Annotated in this window: 22 protein-coding genes, 1 tRNA gene and 1 pseudogene; 11 read left to right on the top strand and 13 right to left on the bottom strand. The window is 37.2% G+C overall.

Translation table 11 applies throughout. The features are described 5' to 3' along the window. A pseudogene (locus tag A2290_08130) lies at positions 1-1,171 on the bottom strand (DNA gyrase subunit A). A gap of 337 nt (positions 1,172-1,508) precedes the next feature. Between A2290_08130 and A2290_08135 the strand changes: the two are divergent. Beyond that, on the top strand, positions 1,509-2,171 hold the full coding sequence (locus A2290_08135) for a hypothetical protein (protein ID OGC13288.1): 663 nt from the start codon (positions 1,509-1,511) through the stop codon (positions 2,169-2,171). A gap of 153 nt (positions 2,172-2,324) precedes the next feature. Here the strand turns inward: A2290_08135 and A2290_08140 are convergent, their stop codons facing one another. Genes A2290_08140 through A2290_08155 form a run of 4 tightly spaced genes read right to left on the bottom strand, consistent with a single transcriptional unit; the run spans position 2,325 to position 6,444 of the window. Continuing rightward, a complete protein-coding gene (locus A2290_08140) occupies positions 2,325-3,032 on the bottom strand; it encodes a hypothetical protein (GenBank protein ID OGC13289.1) in 708 nt (235 codons plus the stop codon). A gap of 14 nt (positions 3,033-3,046) precedes the next feature. After that, positions 3,047-5,014: a DNA gyrase subunit B gene (locus A2290_08145; GenBank protein ID OGC13290.1), complete on the bottom strand. Its 1,968-nt coding sequence runs from the start codon at positions 5,012-5,014 to the stop codon at positions 3,047-3,049. Beyond that, positions 5,014-5,286, bottom strand: a complete 273-nt coding sequence (locus A2290_08150; protein OGC13291.1) for a hypothetical protein — start codon at positions 5,284-5,286, stop codon at positions 5,014-5,016. The genes A2290_08145 and A2290_08150 overlap by 1 nt, the downstream gene beginning before the upstream one ends. A gap of 18 nt (positions 5,287-5,304) precedes the next feature. Then, positions 5,305-6,444, bottom strand: coding sequence for a DNA polymerase III subunit beta (locus A2290_08155; protein ID OGC13292.1), 1,140 nt, complete (start codon positions 6,442-6,444; stop codon positions 5,305-5,307). A gap of 164 nt (positions 6,445-6,608) precedes the next feature. On the opposite strand from A2290_08155, the gene A2290_08160 reads away from it, so the two are divergent. The 4 genes from A2290_08160 (at position 6,609) to A2290_08175 (ending at position 9,908) form a co-directional block, all read left to right on the top strand. Then, positions 6,609-7,697, top strand: a complete 1,089-nt coding sequence (locus A2290_08160; protein OGC13293.1) for a hypothetical protein — start codon at positions 6,609-6,611, stop codon at positions 7,695-7,697. Positions 7,698-7,723: 26 nt separating this feature from the next. Continuing rightward, positions 7,724-8,104: a glycine cleavage system protein H gene (locus A2290_08165; GenBank protein OGC13294.1), complete on the top strand. Its 381-nt coding sequence runs from the start codon at positions 7,724-7,726 to the stop codon at positions 8,102-8,104. Continuing rightward, positions 8,104-9,288 carry a glycine dehydrogenase (aminomethyl-transferring) gene (locus A2290_08170; GenBank protein ID OGC13295.1) on the top strand — a complete coding sequence of 395 codons (1,185 nt, stop codon included), beginning with the start codon at positions 8,104-8,106 and terminating at the stop codon, positions 9,286-9,288. The genes A2290_08165 and A2290_08170 overlap by 1 nt, the downstream gene beginning before the upstream one ends. Positions 9,289-9,371: 83 nt before the next feature. Further along, positions 9,372-9,908 carry a hypothetical protein gene (locus A2290_08175; protein ID OGC13296.1) on the top strand — a complete coding sequence of 179 codons (537 nt, stop codon included), beginning with the start codon at positions 9,372-9,374 and terminating at the stop codon, positions 9,906-9,908. A gap of 21 nt (positions 9,909-9,929) precedes the next feature. Here A2290_08175 and A2290_08180 read toward each other — a convergent pair whose 3' ends face one another. After that, positions 9,930-10,718: a hypothetical protein gene (locus tag A2290_08180; protein OGC13308.1), complete on the bottom strand. Its 789-nt coding sequence runs from the start codon at positions 10,716-10,718 to the stop codon at positions 9,930-9,932. Then, complete coding sequence (locus A2290_08185; GenBank protein OGC13297.1) at positions 10,714-11,079, bottom strand: 6-carboxytetrahydropterin synthase QueD; 366 nt, start codon at positions 11,077-11,079, stop codon at positions 10,714-10,716. Before A2290_08185 ends, A2290_08180 begins: the two co-directional genes overlap by 5 nt. 162 nt (positions 11,080-11,241) lie before the next feature. On the opposite strand from A2290_08185, the gene A2290_08190 reads away from it, so the two are divergent. Continuing rightward, positions 11,242-13,239: a hypothetical protein gene (locus A2290_08190; GenBank protein ID OGC13298.1), complete on the top strand. Its 1,998-nt coding sequence runs from the start codon at positions 11,242-11,244 to the stop codon at positions 13,237-13,239. On the opposite strand, the gene A2290_08195 is transcribed toward A2290_08190, so the two are convergent. The 3 genes from A2290_08195 to A2290_08205 form a co-directional block, all read right to left on the bottom strand. Continuing rightward, positions 13,234-14,034, bottom strand: a complete 801-nt coding sequence (locus A2290_08195) for a glutamate racemase (GenBank protein ID OGC13309.1) — start codon at positions 14,032-14,034, stop codon at positions 13,234-13,236. The two genes, A2290_08190 and A2290_08195, sit on opposite strands and share 6 nt — an antisense overlap. Before the next feature lie 71 nt (positions 14,035-14,105). Then, entirely contained in the window at positions 14,106-15,254 is a 1,149-nt protein-coding gene (locus A2290_08200) for a hypothetical protein (GenBank protein OGC13299.1), read from the bottom strand. Then, entirely contained in the window at positions 15,244-16,575 is a 1,332-nt protein-coding gene (locus A2290_08205; protein ID OGC13300.1) for a hypothetical protein, read from the bottom strand. The genes A2290_08200 and A2290_08205 overlap by 11 nt, the downstream gene beginning before the upstream one ends. A gap of 154 nt (positions 16,576-16,729) precedes the next feature. Between A2290_08205 and A2290_08210 the strand changes: the two genes are divergently transcribed. Both A2290_08210 and A2290_08215 read left to right on the top strand, forming a co-directional pair. Beyond that, positions 16,730-17,740 carry a hypothetical protein gene (locus tag A2290_08210; protein OGC13301.1) on the top strand — a complete coding sequence of 337 codons (1,011 nt, stop codon included), beginning with the start codon at positions 16,730-16,732 and terminating at the stop codon, positions 17,738-17,740. Positions 17,741-17,787: 47 nt separating this feature from the next. Then, positions 17,788-18,963 (top strand): hypothetical protein, encoded by a 1,176-nt coding sequence (locus tag A2290_08215; protein ID OGC13302.1) that lies wholly within the window; start codon positions 17,788-17,790, stop codon positions 18,961-18,963. Positions 18,964-18,967: 4 nt separating this feature from the next. Here A2290_08215 and A2290_08220 read toward each other — a convergent pair whose 3' ends face one another. The 3 genes from A2290_08220 to A2290_08230 all read right to left on the bottom strand — a co-directional run bounded on the left by A2290_08220 (position 18,968) and on the right by A2290_08230 (position 22,706). Further along, complete coding sequence (locus tag A2290_08220) at positions 18,968-20,131, bottom strand: hypothetical protein (GenBank protein ID OGC13303.1); 1,164 nt, start codon at positions 20,129-20,131, stop codon at positions 18,968-18,970. Further along, positions 20,128-20,949, bottom strand: a complete 822-nt coding sequence (locus tag A2290_08225; protein OGC13304.1) for a hypothetical protein — start codon at positions 20,947-20,949, stop codon at positions 20,128-20,130. The genes A2290_08220 and A2290_08225 overlap by 4 nt, the downstream gene beginning before the upstream one ends. Positions 20,950-21,038: 89 nt before the next feature. Continuing rightward, on the bottom strand, positions 21,039-22,706 hold the full coding sequence (locus A2290_08230; protein OGC13305.1) for a hypothetical protein: 1,668 nt from the start codon (positions 22,704-22,706) through the stop codon (positions 21,039-21,041). Between the two features lie 236 nt (positions 22,707-22,942). Between A2290_08230 and A2290_08235 the strand changes: the two genes are divergently transcribed. From A2290_08235 to A2290_08245, 3 genes are all read left to right on the top strand, one after another. Next, positions 22,943-23,704 (top strand): hypothetical protein, encoded by a 762-nt coding sequence (locus tag A2290_08235; protein ID OGC13306.1) that lies wholly within the window; start codon positions 22,943-22,945, stop codon positions 23,702-23,704. A gap of 46 nt (positions 23,705-23,750) precedes the next feature. After that, positions 23,751-24,473: a hypothetical protein gene (locus tag A2290_08240; protein ID OGC13307.1), complete on the top strand. Its 723-nt coding sequence runs from the start codon at positions 23,751-23,753 to the stop codon at positions 24,471-24,473. 260 nt (positions 24,474-24,733) lie between these two features. Continuing rightward, positions 24,734-24,823: transfer RNA gene (locus A2290_08245), tRNA-Ser, on the top strand. The last annotated feature ends 84 nt before the right edge of the window (positions 24,824-24,907 follow it).

The following is a 24,907-nucleotide window of genomic DNA, read 5'->3' on the forward strand; positions in this document are numbered from 1 at the left end:
CTAAAATATGGGCTTGTTCTTCTGCCTTTTTTAATTCAAACTTTGTTCTGCGTGTAACAACTTCTTCCCTATGTTTAATATATTCTTCAATAACCTGTTTTAGTGTCAATGTTTTGGGTTCCCCATTAACAAGGGCAAGCATATTGATTCCAAAACTTGTCTGCATATTTGTCCGTTTGTATAATTGATTTAAAACAACATCAGGCGCAACCCCTCGCTTTAATTCAATATATATGCGCATTCCATCGCGGTCAGATTCGTCGCGAAGATCAGAAATCCCTGTGATTTTTTTATCTTTTACAAGTTCGGCAATATTTTCAATCATTTCCGCCTTATTTACCTGATATGGAATTTCTGTAACAATAATCGCCTCTTTATCTCCTTTTACCTCTTCGGTTGTTGTGCGCGCTCTCAAAGTTAAAATCCCGCGGCCTGTGTTATACGCGTCCCTTATCCCCTGCTTGCCGCAAATTAATCCTCCTGTAGGAAAATCAGGCCCTTTTATGTAGCTTATAAGTTTTTCACATTCGATATCAGGATTATCAATTACTGCAATCGTCCCGTCAATAACTTCAGATAAATTGTGGGAAGGAATATTTGTCGCCATACCAACTGCAATTCCAGAGGATCCATTAATTAAAAGATTCGGGACTTTTGCAGGAAGGACAAGAGGCTCTTGAAGTGATTCGTCAAAGTTTGGGCCAAAATCTACAGTCTCTTTTTCAATATCGGCCAAAAGTTCGGTTGATATTGAAGCTAAACGGGCTTCTGTATAACGCATTGCCGCGGCAGAATCGCCGTCAACCGAACCAAAGTTCCCCTGTCCGTCTACAAGAAGGTAGCGAAGAGAAAAATCCTGGGCCATACGAACCATTGTGTCGTAAACAGCGGTATCCCCATGCGGATGGTATTTACCCAAAACTTCACCGACAACGCGGGCAGATTTTTTGTAAGGCTTGCTGGGTTGAAGCCCCAATTCGTCCATCGCAAAAAGTATGCGGCGATGGACAGGTTTTAATCCATCGCGGACATCGGGGAGAGCGCGGCCTACAATAACACTCATGGCGTAATCGATGTAGGAACCCTTCATCTCCTGCTCAATTGTTGTAGGGATAACTTTTGCTTCTAAATTAAGGTCGAGGCGAGTTTCTTCTCTCTTTTTGCGAGCCATAATTAGCTAATTATACACGATTTTTGCGCGATTGAAAACGGGGCGTTTTTCTTTGTAGGGATTGTTGCGAAATGGTCATTCCCGTGAAAACGGGAATCTATTTCTCAGAAAACAAGATAGATCCCCGCTTTCGCGGGGATGACAAATTGCAAAAACTGTCATTTCGCAACAGTCCCTTGTATTATTTGTTCTAGATAAAGGAATCTTTCTTTCAAGTAAAAATAATACTGAATAAACCCCGAGTATCTTTATCGGGGTAAATATAAAACCAATTTAAAAATAGCTTGAAATTTTTGTTTTTCTCTTTAGATAAGATCCTAAAAGGAGATGATTAAAGATGAGTATAGAAGTAAATATGAAGACAGGGACTGTTAGCCCTTTAACAGTAACGGGAAGATATCCTCTTCCGAACAACTTGGGCAGATACCCTCAAAACCAAATGGGAGCTATGATTGCTGTTGCTTTTTACGTAGGGATAACTGCCCCTTGGGAACCCAAGAACCACAAGGAACAACATATAAAGGAAAGGGTTAAAAATCCGACAAATTCGTTTGATTGTCAGTTTATCAGTTTTTACCATGCACTAGAACAAGTAGAAGGCCAAATAGAAATGGGTTTGTTCAAATTAAGCCTTACAGGAGTAAGGGTTAGTGTAAAAGAAAGAACTGGGCGTAAAGCATGGAGCGCAGAGATGGGGGAGGAGAAGTCGTCAACCGCTATAAAAAAAATTCTAGAATCAAGATTAAGAAACAATGCAAACAGCATAGATATGAGTAATATTTTTTATGAACTTCTCAACTCTTTAAGAGAAGAAACGGCGGGAGATCTCTTTACGGGAAAGGAGGATCTTAGCGCTATTGTACGAGGCAGGAGCATACTGTCACTTGGGATACTCTCTTGTCTAAAGGAAATGCAAATTACAGATGTTTATAGTGGTTTTGGCCGTACTATGTTTGATTGCGTAATGATGGGGGAAAATCCACTAGCTGGAGGAGAATAAGCATTCTTGACTTGGATTATATGAAAGTGTTGTAAAATATTTTTATTGTTTTAGATATTATCCTCATCCAAAACAGTGAATAGAGGTTTTTTCTTGGCTGTTTTTCACGATTATATTGACAAAACCGTGAAAGATTTTTATGAGTAATTTTATTTATAAAAATTTTAACGCTTGTTCTTTGGCTTTTTTTATGTCGCCTGTTATTTCCCTTTCTTCCACATCTTCGACAAGACCAAATTTCTTGTTAAGAATGGATTGCGCTGAAATGATAATAAGGCTTAAGGCTTGTTCGTCTTTTTCTTCAAAGATCGCCTGCTTAATATAAGGAAGTAATAAAGTAGAAAGTTTTTTGTTGTTAAACCACAATTGCCGCAATGCTGTAGCCGCCCATCCCCTATTTATTGCAACTGGATCATTTAAAAGAATTTTTGAAAGCGGTTCAATTTCAGAGACACCTCCAACCCAACCAAGGACAATACACCCTCTATACCTGTCGTTAGAATCAGCATGAGAAATAAAATCGAGCGCGATCTCACGAGCCTTTGGGCTTCGTATATTTCCCAGTAATTGAAGAGCATCCGCTCTTAATTGTTTGTCAGTTGCTTCTCTTGTTTTTTTAACCAAAAAGTCTTCCACCAAAAGCCCTCTTTTAGCAAATGCGGCTCTTAGATGCTGAAAAAGCTTCTGGTTTGTTCTGTTTTTTAGAAGGCTAAAATGATATTCGATTACTTTAGGGTCAGAAGTGCTTAATAAGTTTTTGGTAAAATGTAAAATATCAGCAACATTCTCTGTGTTTAAAATTTTTTGATATTCTAAATTAATCTCTTGCAATTGCATATTAAGCAGCTTTTTTTGATCCACAAGGAAATTATTTTTTAGATGTCCAGCCTCTTAACTTCTTTGGCATTATCTTCTATAAACTTTCTGCGGGGCTCAACTTCGCTTCCCATTAAAATAGTAAATATTTCATCGGCAACTTCTCCGTCTTCAAGGGTTACTTGAAGAATCGTCCTCGTCGCGGGATTCATTGTAGTATCCCAAAGTTGTGTGGGGTTCATCTCTCCCAACCCTTTGTATCGCTGGATATGCGCCCCTTCTCTTCCAAATTCTTTGAGAACTTTTTCCATTTCGGCATCGTTGTAAGCATATTTTTGCTGTTTTCCTTTTCTCACAAGATAGAGTGGCGGCTGCGCTATATAAACATTTCCGTTTTCTATAAGCTCGCGCGCATATCTATAAAAAAATGTCAGTAAAAGGGTTCGTATGTGACTCCCGTCAACATCCGCGTCTGTCATAAGGATTACCTTGTGGTAACGAAGTTCTTTTAAAAGCTTTTCTGTCGTCATCTCTTCGTCTTTTTCATCACTTCCCGCTTTAAGCCCTGTAATTACCCCGGGGCCAATAGCCGTTATCATTGTACGAATTTCGTTATTGGCAAGAATTTTGTCTAAACGGGATTTTTCAACATTTAAAATTTTTCCGCGAAGAGGAAGAATTGCCTGAAACATTCTGTCTCGCCCTTGTTTGGCCGAACCTCCGGCCGAATCTCCTTCCACGATGAACAATTCGCATTTTGCGGCGGCGGTTGCCGTGCAGTCGGCAAGTTTTCCTGGGAGCATCGCGGTATCAAGCGCCGATTTTTTGCGTTCAAGCTCCTGAGCTTTTCTTGCCGCCATTCTTACACGGTAAGCAATCAGCGATTTTTCTATCATCAGCTTTGCGGCGGCAGGATTTTTGTCAAGGTACGTTGATAGCCCATCCACAACAACCGAATCTACAATCCCTTTGACTTCGCCGTTTCCTAGTTTTGTTTTTGTCTGCCCTTCAAATTGCGGGTTTGGAATACGTGTATTTATAACAGCTGTCAACCCTTCGCGAATATCTTCTCCCTGGATATTTTCGTTTTCTTTTAGAATTCCGTTTTTGTGACCATAAGTGTTGACGACCCGTGTCAAGGCTGACTTAAAGCCGACAACATGTGTTCCGCCTTCTTTGGTTCTGATACAATTTACATAAGAATAAACATTTTCATCGTAGTAATCTTTAAAGTGCTGTAGGCCTACTTCGACAAACACATCATCTTTTTCTGTGGAAAAAGCGACAATCGGTTTGTAAAGTGCTGTCTTTCCTTTGCCGAGCTGGTCGATAAATTCAACAACTCCGCCTTCATATTCAAAGGTTTCCGCCTTTTTTTCTTTTTCTCTCTCATCAATTAAAACAATCTTAAGCCCTTTATTCAAAAAGGCCAATTCTTGAAGCCTGTGTTTTACGGTATCATATGTATAAACGGTTGTTTCGGTAAATATTTCAGGGTCAGCCATAAAAGTAATGATTGTCCCCGTCTCTTTACCTTTATAGCTCTCGGCTTTAGGTTTTGAAGGTTCTCCTCTTTCAAATCTCTGGTTGTAAATTTTCCCGTCTCTTTTTATTTCAACTTCAAGCCATTCTGAAAGGGCGTTGACGCAGGAAACTCCGACACCATGCAAACCGCCGGAGACTTTGTATCCGCCGTCACCAAATTTACCGCCGGCATGCAGAGTTGTAAGCACGACTTCTGCGGCAGGCTTTTTGGCTTCTTTATGCATGTCAATCGGGATGCCTCTTCCATCGTCCTCAACACTGACACTATTATCTTTATGTAGCGTAACTCCTATTATTTTGCAATATCCTGCCAGAGCTTCGTCAACACTGTTATCAACAACTTCGTAAATTAAATGGTGAAGGCCTGTTTTTCCCGTGGAACCGATGTACATCGCTGGGCGTTTGCGGACAGCTTCTATCCCGCCCAGTATTTTGATTTTTGACGCGTCATAAGTATGTCCAGCTTGTTCTTTTTCTGCCATTACTCTAGCCCCCCAACTTTAAATCGTATATCTTTAATTAAAGTCTCTCCTACTTTTGTATTTATTCTATCAATTATCTCTCTTTTTAAAAAATTAAGTTCTTGCGCCCAAACAGAGCTGTCAACATTTACATAAAGAATTTTTTTTACTATTTTAACGGCGTATGTATGCTTGGCTATTTTTTTGTTTACAACTTTTTCCCAAAGCAAAACACCATTTAAGCATTTTAAAAGCTTACTGTCACAAAAAATATTTTTTAAAAGTTCCGCCAAACAAAATTTCTCCTGTTTCTACGCCGAAACTTCCTGCGTCCTGATCGGCATTACTATATAAACAAACGAACTCAATCCTTTTGCCTCAACAGGCTTAATAATTCCAGGACTCATGGACTCACCCAACTCTAATGTTATTTGTTCAGCGTCGATAACCTTCAATGCGTCGGCAACAAGTCTAACATTAAAAGCAACCAAACTTTTTTCTTTCCCTTTTATCTCAACCTCCAACTCCTCATCAACACTTCCGACATCAGGAGCAGAAGCCATTATATGCAGTTGTTTTCCGCGAACCTCTATTTTTACAATGTTTGCGCATTGAGAAGCAATAACTGCCGCACGTTCAACTGCCGCTAAAAACGAGATTAAATCAATATTAACTTTTGTGTCAGAAGATCTGGGAATAACCTGCTTGTAATCAGGGAACTGTCCTTGAATTAAGCGAGATACAATATGCACATTTTCAGATTTAAAAGAGATCTGATCTACGCCTACAACGATTTTAGCAGAAGACTGATCTTGAGAAAACACTTTTAATACCTCAGACATTGCTTTAGATGGGACAACAACAGAAAGAGCGCCTCCCACAGAACTGATCTTGGCTCCAACTTTAGCAAGACGATAACCATCGGTCGCAACCATGCGAAAAGTTGTGTCGTCCGCAGGAGTTTTCCCCGTCTCTAATAAAATTCCGTTGAGAACATGTTTCTCTTCGGTGGTCGAGGCAGCAAAAACAACCTGTTCAAGCATCTCAACAAGAATCTTGGCTTCTACTTCCAAGGATTTGACTTCTTTAACTTTAGAAATTTGAGGGAATTCATCCGGAGGCAAACTATGAATATTAAAATTAGACTTTTTATAACTTATATTAACAATCCCTCTCTCTTTTAAGTTAAAAGAGATCTCCCCTGTCGGCAATTTAGAAACAATGCCCCCCAATGTCTTTGCAGGAATTAACACCGCTCCTTCTTTCGCGATCTTTGCTTTTAACGAAACTTCCATTCCTATTTCCAAATTATTGGCAGAAAGTTTTAACTCTCCCTTTTTAGCGTCAAATAAAATGTTCGCAGTGACAGGCAATGTTGTTCTTGAAGAAATGATTCTTTCTACAAGTCCCACCCCGTAACTTAAATCCTCTTTATTTATGACAAACTCCATATAAAAATCATCTCCTTATGCAAAAAATTACAATAAAACAATTACAGAACATTAGGCCTAATTATATAATATTTTAAATAGTATAGGAAGGAGAAATAATAGTAACTGCAACTAAGAACCCAAATAATTACGATATTTTGTAAGATATGTTAATATATACAAGTATGATACAAGAGTTAAAAAGGACACTGTTGTACGAAGAACATTTAAAGTTGGGAGCAAAGATTGTCCCTTTTGCCGGATGGGAAATGCCTGTCTTTTACAAAGGCATTATCGAAGAGCATTTGGCAGTCCGCAATTCTGCGGGAATTTTTGACATCAGCCACATGGGTGTCATAGATATTTCAGGAAAAGATGCTCTTGATTTTCTTCTTAAGGTTGCAACAAATGACACATCAAAACTACCCCCTTTTAAAAGTCATTATTCTCTTTTGTGTAATGAATCAGGGGGAGTTATAGATGATATCCTTGTTTACAACCTAAAAGATTATTTTAGAATAATAGTCAATGCTTCAAATACAGACAAGGTTATTAATCTTTTTAAATCTCAGCAAGAATTATTTAAAGAAGTTAATATCAAATTAAGAAATGATATCTCTTCAATCTCTCTCCAAGGACCAACAGCAAAATCCTTCGTCAAGGATTTCCCTGCCGAGAAAAATTGCATCGAAGAGTGGAAAGAAATTTTACAATATTATAAATATGAAAAAGAGGGGATACTAATTTCAAGAACCGGTTATACGGGAGAAGATGGATTCGAGTTTTTTATTGAAAACGATCCATACAAAGGACGTCCTGAACAAATATGGGAATATTTTTTAGACCAAGGAATTCGCCCCTGCGGGCTTGGAGCCAGAGACACCCTTCGGCTCGAAGCAGGCCTCCCTCTTTATGGTCATGAATATAATGAAACAATAACTCCATTAGAAGTTGGCTATGGATGGGCGGTAAATTTTGACAACCACAATTTCATAGGCAAAGAAGCTTTATTAAAACAAAAACAGGAAGGGATTAAAAAAAAGCTTGTCGGCTTAAAATTTCATGACAAAGTAATTCCTCGGCAAGGAATTAAAATTTATTCAGGAGACCAAGAGATCGGAAGAGTGACTTCGGGAACCTTTTCTCCATCGTTAGGAATTCCTGTCGCTCTTGGTTTTGTGAAATCAGAGCTTGCAAATATCGGAAATATAGTTGAAGTTGAAATTCGAAATAAAAAAATTCAGGCCGTTGTTTCTTTGAAAAAATTGGTATAAAATTAAAGGGAAAGGGATGATAAATTATGCAAACACCGGAAGATAGGAAGTATTCAAAAGACCATGAATGGGCTAAAATTGAAGGAAAGATCGCAACTGTCGGGATAACTTTTTACGCTCAGCACGAATTGGGAGATATTGTTTTTGTTGAAACTCCGCCACTTGGAGACACCCTGAAACAAGGCCAAGAATTTGGAGTCGCAGAATCTGTAAAAACTGTTTCAAGCCTGTACGCACCTATGTCAGGCAAAGTGATAGAGATTAATAAAGAGCTTGAGGCAACCCCAGCGCTTGTAAACGATGATCCATATGAAAAAGGGTGGATTCTTAAACTGGAAATCAACAATCCTGATGAAGAGAAAAACCTTCTGGTCGCCAAGGATTATGATTCTACTCTTGCAAATTAATGAAAAACTTTTTTAAAGATATACCAGATGTAGCTCTTCTAAAAGATCCGCTTCCTCTCCCAAAACCTTTAAGCGACATGGCTCTTCTTTGCGAACTTGAAGAAATCAGTAAGAAAAATAATCCCGTCTTAAATTTTCTGGGCGGCGGTATCTATCCTCACTTTATCCCATCAGCGGTAAAACAATTAATCAGTCGCGGAGAATTTTATACCGCTTATACTCCCTATCAAGCGGAAGCAAGCCAAGGAACCCTGCAAGCAATTTTTGAATATCAGTCAAAGATATGCTCCCTATATGGAATGGAGGTTGCAAATGCTTCTATGTATGACGGTGCAACAGCAATGACAGAAGGGGCCTTTATGGCTTGCAGAATAACCAAGAGGAGAGAGATTGTCATTTCAAAGGCAGTCAACCCGAGGTATAGAGAAGTTCTAAAGACTTACTCAAGAGGAGCCGATTTGCAGGTTAGAGAGATTGACTTTGATTTAAAAACGGGGCAAGCTATTCCTCCGGGACTAAACGAAAACTCCTCATGTTATATTATTCAACAACCAAACTTTTTCGGATGTATTGAAGAGGTAAAAGATTTGGCCGACAAAATCCATTCAAACGGATCTATCTTCATAACAGTCGCGGATCCGATTTCTCTAGGAATACTAAAAGCCCCAGGCGACTATGGGGCGGATATCGTCGCAGGAGAAGGGCAGTCGCTTGGGCTTCCTCAAAACTTTGGAGGGCCTCTTCTCGGGATACTCGCAACAAAAGAAAAATATTTAAGACAAATCCCCGGTCGCTTGGTCAGTCAAACAGTCGATCTTGAGGGGAAAACAGGCTATATATTAACGCTTCAAGCAAGAGAACAGCATATTAGAAGAGATAAAGCCGCCTCAAACATCTGCAGCAATGAAGCGTTATGCGCCTTAGCCGCATGTATCTATCTCTCGTTGTTGGGAGGAGAAGGAATTAGACAGATTGCCCTGCTCTGTCTGCAAAAAAGCACTTACTTAAAGAAAAAACTAGGGTCTGTTTTTACTGCCCCAACATTCAAAGAATTTGTAGCAGATGTAAAATCTGGCGGAATCGAACTGGGACAATTTTATCCTCAGTTAAAAGGGAAGCGCTTATTGTGTGTAACAGAACTTTACTTTAAAAAACTTTTGGATGAGTTTGCTGCAAAACAATAAAAACAACTTAACCCCGATTATTTTATCGGGATTAAAAAACACAAAATATTTTATAATGTACTATAATATAATAGAATAGAAAGATGAGTAAACAAAAACTAATTTTTATTTTTATAGGAATTTTTGGCGTATTTTTAATCGCTTTTTTAGCAGTAGCTGGCAACAAAATGACCTATCGCGCCACCTTAGGTAATTCTTACAAAAGCCTCACAACAAAAACAAAAAGCACATCTTTCTTGTCTAAACAAGATAAATTTAATTTTTTGGAAAAATATATCAAATTTTTCTCTCCGATAATAGATACAGAATATTACATCGATTATCATGACAACTCCGCAAATGGTATGACCATTCCCGGTCCATCAGATTACGACATGTTCATTGTGTTAAAAGTTGCCCCAAAGGATGTAAATAAATGGCTGGCCGGATTTGAAGAAATTTCATCGGTTCAAATGTGCCAATGGCTAAAAAAATTATTTGACGGAAGGCCTGAATTAAATTCAAACTCGTGGAAAAGGATTTCGCGCCCCTCATTCTTAATGCGAAAAAATGGGTCTGCATACATTATAGCTTTTTTAAATGAGGGGATAATTTTTAAGTACATTACATCAGAGTATTAACCCCGATTATGATAATCGGGATTAATAAAAATAACGCCCTTCAAAAACTTTTTCCGCAGGACCCCGCATTACAATACTTGCGTTATCCTCCGGCCATTCAATATCTAGGTTCCCTCCAGGCAAATGTACAAGGACCCTTCTTTTTGTCTTCCCAGATAAAATAGCCGCAGCAACAGCAGCACATGCGCCAGTGCCACACGCCAAAGTCTCCCCCGCTCCCCGCTCCCACACCTTTATCTCAATTTCTTGATCTCCTAAAACTTTAACAAACTCTACGTTTGTCCTGTAAGGGAAATGAGTATCGTTTTCTATTTTGGGCCCTAACTCTATGATGGAAATTTTGGAAAAATCATCAACAAAAGCTATGGCATGGGGATTCCCCATAGAAATTTCACTAAACCGAATACCATAAAGCTCAATATCTCCTAATATCTTAGGAGCTCCCATATCAACTTCAACAGCAACAACAATTCCATTGTTAATGATTACCGCAGGAACAAGAACTCCGGCTTTTGTTTCAACAGAAAAAATTTCTTTCTTTTCAGAAGATGATTCATAAACATACTTTGCAAAACATCTGATTCCATTCCCGCACATTTCAGGTTCCGACCCGTCAGAATTAAAAATTTGCATCTTAACATCCGCTTTGTCAGAAGGTAAAATAACAAGCAATCCGTCCCCCCCTATTCCAAAATGCCGGTCACAGACATCAACTGCCAGCGTTGAGACATCTATTTCAGAAAGATTCTCCTGTCTGGCGTCGACCAGGATAAAATCATTTCCTAGTCCCTGCATTTTTATAAAATTAATCGTCTGACTCATAATAACTCGCTTTTGTTGTTTGTGATTCCCAAACCGTAACTTTGCTTACAAGCTTTATTTCTAATTTTAGCTTATCAAATATAATCTTTGCAAGGTTTTCGCTGGAAGGATTTTGCTCTTTAAAAATATCAAGATCATTTAAGTTTTTATGGTCAAATTCGTCTATTACCAGCTTTAACTTGGATTTTATCTCTCTAAAATCATAGAGCAATCCTATTTTATCAAGTTCTTCTCCATTTAGAAATACCTGAACGCTCCAGGTGTGTCCATGCAAGTTTTCGCATGATCCTTTATACCCTCGCAGAGCATGCGCTGCATCAAAAGTGTCTTCAGCCATTAATTCATACATATGAATATTATACTAAACCCCGATTATTCATACTAGAAGGAATTTCAAGTCCCGATTATGATAATCGGGATTAATTTCATTACCCCCCGATCCCTTGGATTTTAAGCCAAGAAATTGAGACAAACTACACATCTTAAAGAAAATTTGATAGACTAATAGCCTATGAAAGAAAAATTTTTAAAACTCTCATTTATGGATATAAATGATCCACGAACAGAAAAAGATGTGTCAAACAAAAAGTTTTTTGACTTCCCTATCGAATCAATAATAAATGCTGAAGAAAATTTATATTCCGAACAAAGCAAGTCCGTCGCGTACTTTTCAATGGAGTTCGGTTTATCCCCAAGTTTTTATAATACATTTAAAAGCTTCTCTGCTATAAATGAAATAAATACAATAAAAAGCCATGAGATCTTCTCCAATTTAAAAGATATGGATTATTATCATCGTTTTGAATTTGAAGAACTTTTAGATTTGCCTATATACAGCGGGGGACTGGGAGTTCTTGCTGGAGATACCCTAAAGTCATGTGCAGATTTAAATTTGTCCGTAGCAGGGATTGGAATACTTTGGGGCAAAGGATATTTTAAGCAAAACTTTTGGTTCAAGTATGGACAATTTCCCGAAGAACTAAGATGGGACCCAAAAACATATCCGGGGCTTATCCCTTTAGATAAATATGTTTACATAGAACTTGATAAATTTAAAGTAAAATTAAAATTATGGAAATATTATATATACAGTTTTGACAAAAAACATGTTGTCCCACTCATCTTGATGGATTCCGACATTGAAGAAAACCCTGAAGAGATAAGGAACTTAACTGATCAACTATACAGATCTGACAACCAAAACATAAAAATAGCCCAAAGGACTATTTTGGGAATTGGGGGAGCAAAAGCATTAAACGAACTTGGCTATAAAATAGATACGCACCATTTAAATGAAGGGCATGCCGCATTGGCTTTTGTTGAATTAATCAAAAAATATTCTTCCGCGGAAGAAGCAAAAAACCATCTTGCCTACACATGCCACACCCCAGTGGAAGCAGGACATGATCGCTTTCAACGAGAAAACCTAAAAAAATTTCTGGACAAGGAGTCGTTGCAAATCATAGAAAAAACAAAGGCTGTAGAAAAAGATCTAATCAACCTTACTAAGCTTGCGATGGATACAACCTCGTTTGTAAATGCGGTGGCGCAAAAACACGGAGAGATTACAAGGCTGCAATTTCCAATGTTTAAAGAAAAAATAAAAAGCATAACAAATGGGGTGCATGTTCACACTTGGGTGTCAGAATCAATTGCAAAACTCTTGGATAAATATAGAAAAACCATAGGAGACTGGAGGCAGGAACCCCAAAACTTAAAACATATCTCTTCTTTAGGAGGAAGCCAACATTTTAAATATGACCTTTGGAATGCACATAAAGAAAATAAAAAAAATCTGTGTAAAACATTCAAGCACTGGCTTCTTGAAGAACATATCTTTACCATATGCTGGGCAAGAAGAATTGCTCCTTATAAAAGACCCAGCCTGATACTGCACAACTTAACAAAATTGATAGATATAGCAAAAACAGTAGGCCCTCTTCAAATAATCCTCGCAGGGAAAGCCCATCCTTCAGACAACATGGGCTCTTCGCACATAAAAGAAATAATGGATAAAATCGACCAACTTTCTGCAAATAGAGATGCCATAAAAATAATCTTTCTTGAAAATTATGATACTTATATAGCAAAACTTTTAACTTCTTCCGTTGATCTTTGGCTAAATAATCCCCTCCCCCCATTCGAAGCATCAGGAACCTCAGGAATGAAGGCCATTTTAAACGGAATCCCACAGTTGACTACATTAGACGGGTGGGTTGTTGAGGCAAAAGATTGGGGAATTGGAAGAATTTTTGGATACACGCCCCCACCCGGAACCATAGGAAGTGAACAGGACAAACACTTGGATGATGATTCTGAAGCTTTATATAAAAATCTTGAGGAGTTAATGGCTCTGTATTATCGTACTTTATATGAAAAAGATTTCTTCTACCAATCAGAATGGCTTCAAATGATGATAAACTGCATAGCTGCCGCCGGATATTTTAATACCCAAAGAATGGTCATTGAATATAATCAAAGCGCATGGAAACAACCTCTTGCATCATGAAACAGTTACTTGCTTTACCCCAAAAATAGGTTTGCCAAGCAATCTGCTCCCCAACTCTTCAAAATGAGAGACAGAACCTGTGACAACATAATCTATGTGTCCTTTGTGATTTTTTGGATTGATTAATTTTTTGCTTTCCATAATCTCTCTTACCTCAAGTGCCGCATTTTCTGAGGGATCAACCAAAACAATTTTTTCTCCGGCTATTTCTTGAATAATTTTAGATAAATGGGGAAAATGAGTACATCCTAAGATTATGGTATCAACTCCCGCAGATAACAAAGGAGAGAGATATTCCCTCGCAATTTTTCTGGTCTCTTCTGTATCAAAAAACCCTCCTTCAATTAAAGGGACAAATAAAGGACATCCTTCCGCAAAGGCTTTGGCTTCAAAATTTAGTTCGGAAATCATTTTTTGGTAAGACTGGGAGTTAACTGTTCCAATTGTTGCAATAATGCCTATTTGTAAATTTCTTGTTGCGTTAAGGGCTGCTTTTGCTCCAGGGCGAATTAAAGAGACTATAGGGAAGGTATAATCATCTTTTAACGCAGGATAAGCAATAGAAGAAGAAGTCCCACAGGCCATTACAACCAAATCAATCTTTTTCCCTTCAAAATAATTCAATATTTCCCTGTTAATAGAAATAATTTCTTCTTTTGTCCTTCCGCCATAAGGGACTCTTGCTGTGTCAGCAAGATATAAAATATCTTCTGTTGGCAAAAAAGAAATAATTTTTTTTAAAACTGTCAACCCACCAACACCTGAGTCAAAAACTCCTATTCGAGATTTTTTAATCCCTTTAATAAAAGGGATTTTATGTCCAATCTTAGATATTAAAACTTCATCAATATGTCTTAGGTCTGCGTTCATCTTGAAAAAAAGTCCTTTAGTCCCAAAGCTATGCTTTCGGCAATTTTTTTCTGGAAAGAAGAAGTTTGTACCAACGCAGCCTCTTCTCTGTTTGTCAAAAAAACAGGCTCGACAAGAATTGCAGGCATATTAGTCCTGCTTATAGTATAAAATTTTGTCCTTTTGACGCATCTATCGTCCCTTTTAAGCATCAGCAACATCCTCTTATGAACCAAAGACGCGAGTCTTAAACTTTTGGCCGTATAATAATATGTTTCAGTCCCTGCCTTGGGCTTATCTATATAATTAAAATGGACAGCAACATAAGCATCCGCTCCTATACTATTTGTAAATTGTACTATATCCTGAAGACTTTTTTTAATGTCTGTCTTTCTTGTTAAAAATACTTTAGCCCCGCTTGCTTTTAAATATTCAGCAAGATAAAGCGACGTTTTAAGTGTTAAGTTTTTTTCTACTGTTCCCTCACACCCTATTGCCCCCGGATCTTCTCCCCCATGCCCAGGATCTATAACTATTATTTTCTCTTTCAACTCCTTAGACTTTTTTAAGTTATTATTAAGATTAAGCGGCGCCGCGACATTTACGGCAAACAAGGAATCTCTTTTCATTGAAATATATGGATTACTGACTTTCTCTGTCTCTATAGTATTCCTATTCCCCTCTTTTTTCCCCTCTCCTTTTTGAGCGACCTTTTTGCCATCTTCATATGCCAAAAGAGGAATCTGTTCTTTGCAGTCAGAAATTTCTATAACAGTTTGGTTTTTCCCGTATAGGGAAGCAATTTCAAAGTCAACATTTTTTAAAAGCTCTACAACAACCCTTGATATATCATCCTTATATTGCAAAGACCTGACAGATGCAACGCGAGAAGATTTTTGATTAAAAACTTTAAACCCTTTTGTTTTTGAAGGTTTAAAATCGAGAATTATTTTGTCCCCCTGCTTTTCCACTTTCGGAATAATATAATCGGAAGTTTCTATAAAAATGTTGTCGTGATACTTGTGCCACTCAATCTCTCCCCTTTCTATGTTTACCTCTTGGGCATAAGCAGCCCCAGCCTGCAGAAAAAATAAAAGAAGGATGTGCAATAAAACAACTCTTAATATTGGGTTTTGAATTTTAAGCCTTGAGTTTTTATGATTCATGGGAACATACCATATCTAAAAGTATTTTCTTGTCGTTCAATGAAGGATCTTCTATAACTCTTTCTAATATATCATTTAATACTTTGCCGACGTTAGGCCCGGGCTTTATTTTAAGTTTCCTCATGACATCTTCCCCGTTAATTTTAAGATCCGTAACGTGAAGAGCATTTTCATCTTTAATTATTTTATCTATTCTCTTTTGAAGTTTTTTCAAATATCCGTTGTCGATTTTTCTTCCCATGGCAGAACAATCTGCAAGCCTCAAAACAAAAAGGTCAGGAAGGTTCTCTCTTCCCACACGCCGAATAAAACGCCTCACTGCAGAATCTTTCCATGAACTTTCATAATTAAACATATGGTTTTCGACAAGGTTGGCAACGCTGTCTATTATTTCGTTGCTAAACTTAAGCCTTCGCAAAATGTGAATTGCTACATCACTCCCAACCTGATCATGATTATAAAATTTCTCGCCATCCTTACATTCCGGCTTTGCAATATCATGCAAAAGGGCCGCAAGGCGGACAATTAAATTTTCTTTTGGGACAGCGTCGCAACTATAAAGGGAATGCCAATATACATCGTATTTATGATAAGGTTCCGGTTGTTTAACCCCTACAGATTTTGCAAGCTCAGGAATAAATAATTCCAAAATCCCCGAATTCCGCATATTTTCAATGCCGATGGAAGGTTTTTTTGCCTTTAACAGCTTTTTAATTTCATCGCAAACCCGTTCCGCTGCCACTTTTTTTACAATTTTTAACGTTTTGCTTATCGCCGCAAAAGTTTTATTTTCAATTTTAAAATCAAGACTGGCGGCAAATCTGCATGCGCGTACAGGCCGCAAGCCGTCTTCTGAAAACCTTTCGACAGGATCCCCAACTGCTTTTATAATTTTATGTTTTAGATCTTTTTGTCCACCAAAAATATCCACAAGCTCATTATCAAGGGGATCATAAGCCATTGCGTTTATTGTAAAATCACGGCGGGACAGGTCTTCTTTTAACTCTTGTGTAAATTTAACATTTGAAGGGTGCCGCCCATCCACATATTTTTCATCTTTACGGAAAGTTGTAACCTCAAAAGTTTCTCTTTTTATAATAACAGTAACTGTCCCATATTTAATGCCCGTCGGCACAACTTTATCAAACAACATAGAAACATCTTTAGGCAATGCATCTGTTGTTATATCCCATTCATTCGGCTTATTTTTTAAAAGAAGATCACGTACAGCGCCGCCAACAAGATAAGCTTTATATCCATTGCTTTTAAGGGTTTTTATAATATGCTTCACAGAGCTTGGAATTTTTGACTTTTTAAACATTACGGTAATTTTATCATACCTTGTTATATTTTTACCCCGATTATTCAGGGTAAAATCAGAAACTAGCAAACTGCTTGAAATTCCTTCTAGTATGAATAATCGGGGTTTAATGTTGCGGTTGTGTTAAAAGCGGTTTTAATATACAATATCCGAAATGTTTATAATCAAGCAAGGGGATACAAACGCGACAATAAAACGTTCCCTTTTTGGGAGCAATCTTAGCCTCTCTCTTATTGCAATTGCTCTTTTGGTAACAGCTTTTTTTATGGTCAAAAAAGGGAATTATTTCCCTCCTTTTTTCCTTGTCCCTATTGCTCTTGTTTTGATTTATTCGATTTTTTACAAACGCGAAGAAGCTTCAAGCCTTGAATTTGATTTTTTGGCCAATCAGTTAAACTACCATCCATTTCAAGAAAACAAAATCATTCCAATTCCCCTTAGTGAAGCAGAGTTCCAAACAAAAGAAGAGATTCATACTCATAGAAAAGGGGGGAAATCGTTCTTTATCTCTTTATCTATAAAATACAATGAGAACAGAGAACAAAAAGCTTTGCCGATTATCGATTCCGCCGATTACAATGAGGCAATAATAGTAATAAAATATCTAAACAAACTCCACAAAAACGGGAAAATAAAGCTTGATAAGATCGGACAGTTACTTGCTTCGTACAATATGCCAAAATTTCCTACAAAAGTCGCCACCGTATTACAAGTTTTATGGTTTATAGCTATTTTGTTCATTATTCAGAAGCAACATCTCCCCATGCCTCCTTTTGCAGTAACTATTTTCCTTTTGATAGTATTTCTCATCCCAGCGTTAATTTTGTTTTTTATATACAGTTCAAAAAAAGACAAAGCCCTGCTTGATTTATACAAAAATAAGATTGAGGAAGAAATCTACGACCAAGAAGATTCCGCGGCTAAGGATCAACTGGCGGAAAAATTAATCAAAAAAGTAAAAGAATTTACAGCCGATGAAATGCTTGCGCTGGTTGGATATATGGTCGATCTCCCAAAAAGCCAGCTTGTCTTTAAAAAGGATGAGCTTTCAAAAAAAGAATATCACAACATCGCTACCAAATTGTTTGATGATAATAACGATATAGTCTTAACCGCAGTTCAATTTGGCAAATTGGAAAATTATTTGCAGGAAGAGATGACTTAATCCCCGCTTTAAGGGCTTCAGCTCTTTTTAAGCTTAATAAAAAACAAATGAAAAACAAATTAACAACGTTAATAATAATATTCATCTTTATTTTAACAGCTTTTTTTATGATGGTTTATTTAGGCCGTGTATCCCTTTCGCAAGTAGAAAAGACCTCAAGCCAGCAACAAAAAAGTCTTCCCCCAAACGAAGATATAATAAAAAAGCTTTCCTCCCGAAAGAAAAGGACATCCGATAAAGGACTTTACATTACTTCCTGGTCAGCGCAAAGCAACAAAAAAATGGACTACATAAAACATATCCTTAAAACCAGAAAATTAAATACCATCGTCATCGATGTCAACTATCTTCTTGAAGAGCCTCTGTTAAAGCTTGCAAAAGCAAAAAAATTAAGCAAAGATACAATTGTCACCCCTTCTCCATGGCTTACGAAATTTGTGGAAGGCCTGCACAAAGAGGGAGTTATTGTTTCAGCCCGCATTGTGGCATTTAAAGACGACCACTTGATAATTGCAAGACCTGATTTATCAATAAGACTGCCGGGGGGAGGAGAATATAGGGATAACAAAAATGGGAGATGGGTCGATCCCTATTCTGAGGATGGGCGTCTTTTTAAAGAGCTTTTGGCAGAACGAGCCGCTTTATCAGGTGTAGACGAGATCCAATTTGACTATATAAGATTTCCTGCCGAAGGCGCCGCGGGAAATATTGTTTTGCCGCACAAAAAAATATATTTGCAAAAAGCAGGAACAGCAGAAGTAAGCAGGGTCGATGTTCTCTGCCAGTTTTTAAAAGAAACCAGAGGTAGAGTTGAAAAATACAATGTCTCGATAGCTCTTGATATTTTTGGAATTATCGCTTGGCAGGATAAAAAAGATATAAAGACCCTTGGACAAGATTTAAAAAGAATGTCGGAATTTTTGGATGTCTTATCCCCCATGCTTTATCCATCGCATTTTCACAATGGCTACGATGGTTATGCAAACCCGGGAAGCGAACCATATCACTTTATGTATATGGGGGTTAAAAAATCTCTTGAAATTTTATCCGGAGAGGCGACAGTCATTATCCCTTGGATTCAAGGCTTCAATTTAAAATCTCCAAATTACGGGCCTTCATATATAGACGCGCAAATTAAAGCTTGTAGAGACTTGGGAGTAGAAAAGTATTTAATCTGGAATGCAAGAAATGTTTATGATGCTGTCCCTCATAAACTCGATTAGTTTGCTATCCTTTCTTTTTTAACAAAACCTGATTATAAATATCAATTACCTGATCGCAGATTACACTCCAATCATATTTCTTTTCGACTAACGCTCTTCCCTTTTTTCCCATTTCTATTGCTTTTTTCGGATCCGCAAGAATATCTTTAATTGCTTTAGCCAAAGAAGACGGATCTTGTTTTGGAACAAGGATCCCAGTTTCAAAAGGAGTCATAACAGCATTTGGCCCGGGGATATCCGAAGCTATAACCGCGGTATAATTTGCCATAGCTTCAAGTTGGACTATGCCAAAGGCTTCCAAGCGGTTGATTGAAGGGAAGATATAAGCAATGGAAGTGTAGTAAAGTTCAACGAGCTTTTCAAAAGTAGCTGTCCCCAAAAATTCTATGGAGCTTTCAATCCCGAATTTTTTAATTAGGTCAACAATATGGGGCTTCTCTTCCCCATCACCGCAGATAATAAGCTTTGTATCAGGGAAATCTTTTAAAACATCCGGCATAGCTTTTACCAAGTAGTCACAACCCTTATTGCCGGCAAGTCTGCCTAAAAATAATATTTGCTTAGGGTTCTTTTTGTCGGGAGTAAGATTTATTTTTCTTTGTATTTCATCTATTTTGTCATGAAATATTCCTATAGGAATTACATGATGAGGAATGTTTTTCATTACCGGAGAAGTTGAAGCATATGTTTCAGTTGTGTTTATTATTGCATCAGCCCGGGCAAGAAACCATCTTGCATAAACATTGGAAGCCTCTTCTACAACAGAGACAACAAAAGAGGGAACAGGAATTCCAGCATATTTTTCAGAAACTGTCACATCGCAATGATAGGTTACAACTACGGGCTTTTTTATCTTTCCTGCGACTGAGCGCAAAAAAGAGAAAGCTGGCACATGGACATGCACAACATCATATAAATCAAGCATTTTCAAATCAAATTCAAAACTAACTGGAAGATAAGAAAACAGGTTAAAAGCATTAAGCCTTATCACCCTAAATCCTTCAGGTAAAATTTCCTCTTTGGGCGCATTTTTTGCCTTGGGAAGATTATTTGAAATAACAGTAACTTCATGGCCCTTTAAAACTAGCGCCGTTGAAAGGTCTTTTACATATTTTTCAGTTCCCCCCGTATGAGGATAAAAAAAGGGAGATAACATTACTATCTTCATAAATCTTTCTCCTTTCGATTTTGAAACCATTTAGAATAATAATCAAGCAGCCGATACCTGTCAAAACCTCTGGCAAAAGATGGTAGCATATAGGGCGCGCGTGTGCAACCGGAACAAACAACTTCTCTGCCTTGTCTCCCTTTTCTATTATAAAAACAGGGGGAGGCTTGTTCTCCGTCAGGCAAAAAAGTTATTGTCGCTTCTTTTGCCATACACCTGGGCCAAGAAGGATTGTTACCATGCCTTTTTGAAAATTCAAGCTCTGCTAAATTTACAAAAACATTTGCCTTTTTAAAATAATATTTAACATGCTGATAAGTCTCCTCTTCAAAGCCGATCAACCCTCTATGATCATAAACAGGATGTACATGAAGCCTCACATTTAAAATCTGGGAAAGTTCCCACATCTCGGGAAGAAACCTCACGCTGTCTCTTGTAAAGTTAAAATAAATTGCCGGATTTTCATTTGATTGTAAAGCATATTTTATGCCGTCGATAACTTCATTAAAACACTCAATTCCACGGCTATTATTATGTTCTTCGGGAGTAGGGTAATCAATAAAGAAAAAAAAATTATCCGCCAATCCGCTTGTTTTTTTTGCATTCTCTGCATATAAAATCCCATTCGTATAAAGATTAATCTTAAACCCAAGGGATTTTGCTTTTTTTAAAAATTGAGGGAGCTCTCTATATAAAAAAGGTTCCCCTCCCAAAACTTCAAGAATTTCTCCGCCATTTAACCGCGCAATTTTTAAGTTTTCAAAATGCGTATCAAGAGGCGACTCTTCAATTTTTTGAAGGGCGGCATCCTCCCACAAAGTGGAATACTCACACAGATCATTGGTTTTATAGGTTAGAAAATAAAGGCATGTTTTAGAAAGCATGCTTTATTATACGACTATAATTATCAATCTAAAAGGTTTTCCGTAAGTTTTTCTGAAATTTTTGCCGCTTTTCCCCTGGTCTCTCCCTTACCGCCCGTTATAATTGGGCTAACAAAATCAACAAACTTGGACATTGACAGAGAATCAATGCTTTTAAAGCTATCAATTTTTGCTAAAAAGGCCAATATTTCTTCCTTATTAAATCCTTGACGTTCTACTAAAATGAGATAAAGGGTCTCCCATGCTTCTCTTGGGACTTTTTCTCCTCTTACTATATTAATTGCCTCGATTAAACGTTCAGTTGCAACATATTTATCTATCTCCTCGCCTTTTAGTAGAGCGCAAAGAGCAATCCACGCCACTTGGGGAACTGTTTGACCTGAAAAAGCTTTAATAAGCTCAACAAAAAAGGTTGTTGCCACTTCTTTTTTATCAAGACTTACAAGTGTTTTGCATATACTAATTAAAAAGGCATCGGCAATTTTTTTGTCCGGTACCCCTTGAGTAAATTCAATTATCATTTTTACCGAGTCACCAATAAAAGGTATCCCTTTCTCTCCGATCTTTTCTAAAATTTTATTAGCAAATTTAACCCTTACTTGAGCCTTTGTCTCCTCCAGAACTTCCGCGTTATTTATAAGCTCAATAAGATATAGTTTGGCATTTCCTCGTTGTTCAATGCTAGCATTTTCAACCGCTCCATCTATGAAAAAGTCTACGACATCGTATGACAAAGCACCTCTTGATAGTGGATTTATAAGCAGAGTCAAACACTCTTTGGCATTTTTAACTGCTAATGGCGCTCCTCCCTTAATAATAATCTCCCTTAAATTTTCCACTTCTTTAGAAAGACCTTCTCTCGTAGCAACTGTTACCGTAACTGGCATCCCTTTTGCATTTATTCTTTGTTCGCTAATAAACTCTAAGCCATAAACACCTCTATCTATTGTCGATAATGCATCTGTCACAAAAAGCTTTCTTAGCAAACCTATCCTAGATTCTGCTTCTTGCCTCTCTGTATTAGCAATCTCTGACAAAAGATTTTTTGCCAAATCTATCTTCACTTCTTTTTCAAGCATGGCCAAAGAAATTGCTTGGTCCAAAATACTTTCCGACAAAGCCTTCAATTCTTCGGAGGAATCGTTTGCAAATAAAAGGGAGAGTATCTTTTTAATTAATCCTGCTTTTACCCCTGTAGATATATCTTGACTAAAAACACTTACCAACGCCTGAACAGCTCTCTTTTTTTCTTCCGGACTTCCACTCTTTAACCAATTTATATTTTCTCGTATCTCCTTATTTACCTCTGTTTCTTTTTTAATAGCCTCTTGTTTTTTCACTTGTTCTGCATTTTTCCTTTCCTCAATTTTTTTAGCTAGGCCTTGTGCTTTATAAAGAAGCGGGGAAATATCTTCTCCTCTTAAATTACCAAGTTCATCTTTTATAAAAAGAACCCATGAATTATTTTTCGCCTGGGCTTCATTCAACGCTCTATCTAAAAATTCAATCGCCTCTTTTCGATGTCGTCTACTTCCATCTGTTTGCAAAATGATAAGGGCTTTGTTTATGTTTTCATAAGTTACTTCTTTCTCTTTATTTTTTTTAGCGACTTTAATCTCATTATCAACATTTGTTGCAGAATAACCCTTTTTATCTTTAACTGAAAAAGAAGCTGCTATCTCTGTCCTCATTTTTTTCCCCCTTTATAGGTAATTATCGAACAAAATAATGATAAATTTCGTTTAAAATTTTAATCCAATCAAAGTTATTCATATGATTTTTACCGTTAGAGCATAATAAAATTGAAATTTCTCACAAAACATAAAGATAACCATTTATACAGAAGTAGGAAAGAAATTTTAAAAAGGGTTTCTTTTTTCCTGGCAAGTAAACAAAGTATTAATCATTGGATATTGGGAATTGAAGCATGCTCTACATAAAGACATCTTATACATATAATTATTCTAAAACACCTCAAAGGTTATTGATTGTCTCTTCCAAAGTAGACGAGGAATCATCAGTTTCTTCAAATGGAGCAGAAAAAAACGGTGAGGATGAAATCGGAAGATTATTTGCCAGCATTATTTCAGGAGACTTAGCTGCTGTTTATGTCTATAAGAATAATCTCTCCCCTTTTACAAAAATTACAGGCTCCCCAGAATTAAAGATAAAAGCGGCGTTGATCCTTTTTTTTATATATTCCTATAAGATGGGATTGGCAGGAAACGAGCCAAGAGAACAAAAGGCTCTTCTAAAAAATCTTAAAAAAGACTTAGATAAAATATTTCCGGGGAATGGAAAAGCTTTTTATTCTGGATTAGATAAATTAAGCGGCGACATACTAACGCTTCTTAACCGCGAAAAAACTCTTTTAGACAGACAAAATCTACCAAACCCCAATTTTGCCACGCGATACGAAATAGAAGGGCTAAAAACGGATAAACTTGCTTTATTGAAAGATATAGCAAAACAGTTGGAGGAAATATCAAAAATAGCATCAGGCAAAAAAGGCAATCCAAAAGTCAAGGAAATAGCCCTTAAAGCTATTGCTTTGCGGCAGGCCCAACAAAAACATATGCGATTAAATTTTGAAGAATTAAACGCCCTTGTATCAAATATCAATCCTCGCACTACGGACAGGGATATCCATCATATGTTAAGCCAAACATCTATTTTGAAAGCTCTTTAAGTAGCTAAGCTTGACATAAAGACCAAGATTTTGATAGCATAAATTAATGCTTATGTTGAATAAACCCCTGTTCCTATCGGTTCCAACAATATTATTGTTGTTGCCCTTTGCATTGGTTTTGTTGACTGCTTTTATGTTTAATCCATTTAAAAAATCTCCCGAGTATGAAATCGTGGAGGTTCGTGACTTTTCCTGGCCGAGTTTTACTTTTAAATATCCTGTATTTAAAAAATGGGAAAATATTTCCTTAGACCAAGAAGGTTGCGAATTAATGATAAAAGACAATAAAAATTATACTTTTATAACAATTAGGGTGAGGATAGAAAAGAGTGTTTTGTTTACGCTCTTTTCATCAAAGAAAAACAAACAAGGCATCCCTTATATCCTCGATAGCAAAAATCAAGAGTTACGATTTATGTTGGGCGACAAACCAGGGAGAGGCGAGATAATCATTAAAATTTTCAAGCTCCCAATAAAAAATCAAGATATCCACGGATTTTCCAACGATCAATTTTTCAAAACAATAATTGAAAGTTTCAAACTTGTAAACAATATTCAAGAAGAACTCGCCATCTCGATTGCTCGACAGGACGCCGAGAAGATATATAAGGATTTATCAATATACAATATTGCTACTTCTCTAGAAGCTGATGGTTGGCATGTGGACTACGAACTTAAAAGTTTAGAAATGATAATGATGGGAGGCGGACCACATTATATAATTGATTCCAAAACTGGTAAAATTATATCAAAAAGATACGAGCAATGAACATTGTAAAATTACTAGAAGATATCTGTACGAATTCCAGCAGAGAATTTTTGAAATCCGAAACCCTTCCCGCTTCCGCATGGATCGCAATTTGTCTCCTCCTGCAGATTGTATGCTTCGCTACATTATGAGAAAATAAAACAAGTGTGAGTTTGAGTGTGTGTAGTAATTTGTAATTAGCAATTGTAATTTGTATTTTGTGTTAGAGGCGGGGCAAAGGGGAACAAATTACCAACTACAAACTACCAATTACTAAGCCTGGAGGAGTGGCCGAGTGGTTGAAGGCGGACGCCTCGAAAGCGTCTATACCGGAAACGGTATCAGGGGTTCGAATCCTCTCTCCTCCGCCAATTTTCACTTTTTGTGAAATCGTAAGAAACAGCCTCGGCGCAAAGCGCCTCGGCATGGTATTTTTCCGCAATTTTGAAGGCATT

It is taken from the genome of candidate division WOR-1 bacterium RIFOXYB2_FULL_36_35, assembly GCA_001771505.1.
Taxonomy (GTDB): Bacteria; Margulisbacteria; WOR-1; order XYC2-FULL-46-14; family XYC2-FULL-37-10; genus XYB2-FULL-36-35.